Raw genomic sequence first — 5194 nt, forward strand, 5'->3', positions numbered from 1 at the left:
CCGACGAGATCCTCGAACGCCTCGCCGGCTACCTGAACCGCCTACCGAACCCCAAATCCTAGATATGCAGTCCTCCCAAGACTCGGGACACTAGTCATGGATGACGCCACCGGCGGTAGTACCCGGAACCACCGTCCGCAGCAGGTGGCTCGGCTGCAGCCACCGGAACCGCTGGACGTGGGCAGTGGAAGCCGCGAGGACCGACTCCGTATGTCGCAGGTCATGCGGGAGTACTGGAACCAAGCCAACAAGGAACGTGGCCACCGTCTATCAAAGGAGCTGGAGGCGGCTCAGAGTCGCCAAGCCGAGGCGAACTCGTTTTGGGATACGCACAAGCAAGCAGTACAAGGCCGGTGGTCGCATCGCACCGGCGGGCGGGGTGAGACGAAGGTTGCAGACATTCCCGAGATCGCTGTGCAGTGGCATCCGGGTAATCCTGGCCGCCCGACGGATGTCTTGGCCACAGCCCAGAAGGTTGGGGTACCAAGCCCGTACCTATGGCGGTGCCCGCTATACCCCGACGAGCATCCGGCATGGCCGGCTTGGCCGAAGGATCGCGTGCAGGCCGGTGCCGGCTGTCCCGCATGCCGGAAATTGACGAGCCTGGCAGACCTGCCGACCCTGGCAGACCAGTACGTGGGCCTTGAACCACCTGAGACGGTCGCCTACGGCACCCACACGCGCGTGCCGTGGTTGTGCCGCACCTGGGCGGTCGACCCCGAGACTGGCCTGTGGGAAAAAGTCGAGCACCGATTCGAGGCGGAAGTCAAGAGTCGCGTGCTGCAGCAGGACGGCTGCCTGGTATGCGCCGGCTACGTCATCGACGCCACGAACAGCTTGCAGCGGTGGTTCCCGGAATTGGCAGAACAACTGGACGATCCTGGTCTGGATCCCGCAGTGATGTCCACCACCGCGCACAATGCCTCCCGCCGGACGCAACGCGCGGGCGAGGACGCATATCAGAAGGTGTGGTGGACCTGCCGCCACGGCCACCGATGGAAGGCCACGGTTTTGAACCGTGTCCGAGGCGAGGACTGCGGAAAGTGCTCTACAGCAGGGATCTCCAAGGAGCAGGTAAGGATCGCGGCCGAACTCGCCTTCCTCTTCGATCTCCAAGAGCCAAGCGTGCGGGATCCGCGGCTGCCCGATGGCGTACCGGACTACGCGTCACACCAACTGCCGATCCCTCACGAGCTCAAGCCCGCCCAGTGGCGTTACCGCGACGTCGAGGTCGACATCATGCTGCGCCTAACCAGAGTGGGCGTGACCGTTGGAGTGGAGTACGACGGCGCCTTCCACCACAGTTCTGTGCTGCGGCAAGCCCACAATCGCCGCGACGAGCGGGAGAAAAGCCAAGTCCTGGTGAGAGCCGGGCTGCTGGATCTGATGGTGCATGTGCGTCTGGGGGATCTCGAGCCGCTGGAGAGCGAACGCCTCGTGTCCGTTGCCGTCCCCGACCGAGCGGGACCCTGGGAACAGGCGGGCGCGGTAGCGAAGGCTCTGTGCGAGCGCTTCCCCGGTGCATGCCCAGAGCTGGACGCGTACCTCGCCGGGGGTGTGGCGCGTGCCCAGCACCAAGCGGACGCGTACATCACCGCTGTCTGGGGCCAGTTGAAACCGCCGCGCATCCCACGCCCGAGGCCCGAGCCGAAACCCCGCGCTTTGAGGGCAACCGCGCCGGCTGAAGGAAGTTGGCTCACCGCTGTCGGGGCTCCCTACCGCAACCCCGATAAGCCCAGCGAGATCGTCCGCGACTACGAGTGCCGCTGCGGCCAGCGGGTCACACGGGTGCAGGCCCAGGTCACCAGCTCAAACACCAACAGTTGCGGCTGTCGCCGCGCGGAAACCACACGCCGCTCACGTATCCACGTCTCCCCTGACGAGACCAGAGCCGTGCGCGCCTGGGCTCACGAGCACGGGCATCCTGTCGGCAGCGCCGGGCGCGTCCCAGGCCGCTACACCGCCTCCTACCGGCTTGCACACGCAGGCCGCACCGACTTCTTGGGAACCGACAGCCTGCTCACAGAAACACCCGTCCGAGCCTGGGCCGAGCAGGAAGGACTCCTTGGAGCGCGGAAAAGGATCACAGGCGAGATCTGGCTCCACTACACCGCCCACATCCTGAACAGCGAAACCAGCCAGCCTTCCGAAGCCGTACAAACTCTCTTCTTCCAAGCCGACGTCCCGTAGCTCATGCCATCAGGCGACCGGTCGCGGCTCGCCGCCAGCGCCTGGCCGTGACCCATGGCCCTCGTTTCCAGCCAGATCTTGTGACTTCACTGGGGCCCGTACAGTCCCGCGCAGGGTTGCGGTGCCGGTGGTGTTGTTCCAGACGTAGGCGCGGCGGTCCTGGTAGACGTCGTGGCGGGAGTCGTGGCCGATGCCGGTGTGGACGCGGACGGTGGAGCGGCCGTCCGGCTCCTTCTGTGCACCGCTGACGGTTCTTCATGCAGGCCAGGGAGGGCATTACCTATGAGTCAATGGTGTGCCCGATAGTTGGCGTCGGACTGTCAGCGCGTCGATGGTGACGACGACGTTGGATAGATGGCTTGTACGTGCGTGCCCCCAGGTGTCGATGACGCCAGCGACGCCAGCGCGGAGATGGTCTACTCCACTCATGCACGAACGAGGCGGCGCTACTACTTCGACGCTGCAAGCCCTCGTGCTGGCACGCATCGTGAGATGCAATCTCCACCCACTAGCGGCATCCTGGGAAGAGGAGAGTGACCGTCTGCAACTGACCGTCACCATCCCTCGGGAAAGTGCGGGGATCAAAGCTGGGAGGCCGAGGCCGTCGCGGGTAAGAGCACCGAGTTCTTGGACGCGTAGCGCACGGAGCTGAGCCCGCGCCTCCTCGATGTCGCGCCGAAGGACGGCGTTCTGTTCGAGGAGCATCCGGTTCTCGACCTCCAGCGCGGCCTCTTTGCGGGCCGAGGCTGCCGCAGCGGCCCGCGGCCGCCAGCAAGATGGGCGCGTACTGCCTCAGCTTCAGCCTAGAGCCTCGACAGCGTCGGCGCTGACGCCCCCGATATCTGCCAGATGCAGGTAGAACCCGTGGATTGCCCTCCCATCCAGTGCGGCGTACAGGAAGTCCACCACCGCAGTGCAGGATGCGGCGTCATCTGGGGAGTTGACGCTGGTCGAGGCCGATGCCCGCCAGATGGAACCGTCACTCAGGACGTGATAGGAACTCGCCCGTCCAGCACCTCCGGATCCCCACCTTCCGTGAGAAACACCAGTTGGGCCCCCAAGGGAACCCGGCCAGCTCCTCCTCGAACTGCGGCCACGTCTTCCCGATGCGGGGGAAACGGCGCACCAAGTCGTCGATGTCCGGGACGATCCGCGCTTCGGACACGACCCCTCCCCCGCTCCCGGCCTCCGCCTCCACCAGGCCGCCGTACAGCCCGGTGCGGGCCGCACGAAACCACCGGACCAGCGATGCCCCAGGACTGCCCGCACCCTACCGGTGCCCGGCAATAGGAAATACTGCGACGATCACCACATTCCAAAGCAATCACTGAACTCGCACTTCAGGAGCCTCTCTGGCTCCTCAACCTCTGCCGAAACCCCAGCTCAGGTCGACACGTCACAACAACGAAAATCCTGCAACGATCACTAGACCAACAGCTCAGCGCATCGATCATGCAGTGATCCTTAGAGGTTGTCTCATACCGGACCCCGGAGGACTGGGCAGGAATCGGTGGGCATCCGTTGGGGGCGTGGTTGGCGGATCAGCGCCGGTACTACGCGGCGGGGACGCTGGAGGCTGAGCGGGTGGCCGAGTTGGAGAAGCTCGGCATGGTGTGGTCGGTCTACACGGAGTGGGACGGCATGCTCGCGGTCGCCCGCTCCTATGCCGCAGCGCACGGGCACTTCGTCCCGCCGGCCACCGCCGTGTGGGAGGGGCAGCCCATCGGGACGTGGGCGAAGAACCAGCGGCAGGCGGCCCGGAAGGCCGCTGTGAACGCCGCGCGGCGCGCGGCGGGGGAAACGGGCGTGCCCAGCACTGGGGAGCTGCCAGAGAGCCGTAGGGAGGCGCTGGAAGCGATCGATGCGGGGTGGTGTCCGGTGTGGGGTGCGGGGTGGCAGCGGGTCTACCGGTTGTGTCAGGCACACGTCCGGGCGGGGGGCCCGCTCGCCCAGGCAGCGGGGCAGGTCATCGTGCAGGGCGAAGACCTGGGCGCCTGGGTGACGGCGCAGCGCACCGGGTGGGACCGGCTCATGCCCGCACAGCAGTACCTCCTGGAGTCCCTGGGCCTGGAGCCCGCTCCCCCCGGGGTCGGGGCGGCGGCGCGGCCGGTGGGCCGGCGGGAGGCAGCGCGGGCGGTGAACTTGGCGGCGGCGCGGCAGTTCTTCGAACGGGAGGGACACCTGCGGGTGCCGAGGAAGGCGGTGGAGGTGCTGCCGGACGGGACCGAGATCAAGCTCGGTACCGTCGTCGACAACACCCGGCGCCGGGCGGACAAGCTGTCCGATGAGCAGCGCGCGGCATGGACCAGCCTCGGCATGCGCTGGTAGCGATCGGGCGCAGGACAGACAGAGGGTCGGTCACCACCTGGTGGTGACCAACCCTCTTTCTCGTGTCCCCGGCCGGTCATGCGGGGGCGGTGCGCGCCAGGACGTCCGCCACCTCATCGGCGGCGCGGAGCAGCAGGGCGGTCTGTTCGGGGTGGGAGTCGGCGGCTTCCCGTCCGGCGTAGAAGCTGAGCAGGGGCAGCACGCGCTGGAGCGCGGCCCGCAGGTCTGCGATGTGCTGCTCACCGGCAGCGGTGGGGGCGGGTGGAACGTCCATGATCCGGGTCTCCTGTCGGTCGGTGCGGGCTGCACCCCTAGACTCGGTGGGTGAGCCAACAGACACGCAAAGTACCGCAGTTGATCGCTCAGCCGACCGCGTTCCCGGTCGCCGGCTCCTTGATGGCGGCGGTCGCTCTCTCCCCCTACGGCGGCGCCGGGCAGGCCGAGATCGATGCCTTCCCGCAGTACGCCTCCCTGGCCCCGCTCACCGGGCAGGCTCCTGCGGACGGGGGGCCGTGGCACTTCTGGCAGGACCAGGCCGGCGCCGTGGTCCTGGCGCTCAACAAGCCGGGCGAGGACGGGGCGGGCCTTGACCCCGGAGTTTGAACACGTCTATGCGGCTCGGGCCAGGGTAGTTGATGTTGGGTGGACGGTGATCTCGTAGGTGATCGGGGCTCGC

General features: G+C 67.1%; 4 protein-coding genes. 3 read left to right on the forward strand and 1 reads right to left on the reverse strand.

Annotation, left to right across the window (positions count from 1 at the left end; translation table 11 throughout):
- Positions 1–210 precede the first annotated feature (210 nt).
- Positions 211–2190: a zinc-ribbon domain-containing protein gene (locus ACFC02_RS41565; RefSeq protein ID WP_376368062.1), complete on the forward strand. Its 1980-nt coding sequence runs from the start codon at positions 211–213 to the stop codon at positions 2188–2190.
- A gap of 1521 nt (positions 2191–3711) precedes the next feature.
- Positions 3712–4518, forward strand: coding sequence for a helicase associated domain-containing protein (locus tag ACFC02_RS41570; RefSeq protein WP_376368064.1), 807 nt, complete (start codon positions 3712–3714; stop codon positions 4516–4518).
- 76 nt (positions 4519–4594) lie between these two features.
- Here the strand turns inward: ACFC02_RS41570 and ACFC02_RS41575 are convergent, their stop codons facing one another.
- Complete coding sequence (locus ACFC02_RS41575; protein WP_376368066.1) at positions 4595–4792, reverse strand: hypothetical protein; 198 nt, start codon at positions 4790–4792, stop codon at positions 4595–4597.
- 50 nt (positions 4793–4842) lie between these two features.
- On the opposite strand from ACFC02_RS41575, the gene ACFC02_RS41580 reads away from it, so the two are divergent.
- Positions 4843–5121 carry a hypothetical protein gene (locus ACFC02_RS41580; protein ID WP_376368068.1) on the forward strand — a complete coding sequence of 93 codons (279 nt, stop codon included), beginning with the start codon at positions 4843–4845 and terminating at the stop codon, positions 5119–5121.
- The last annotated feature ends 73 nt before the right edge of the window (positions 5122–5194 follow it).

The sequence above is a fragment of the Streptomyces sp. NPDC056160 genome (assembly GCF_042268205.1).
Classification (GTDB): domain Bacteria; phylum Actinomycetota; class Actinomycetes; order Streptomycetales; family Streptomycetaceae; genus Streptomyces.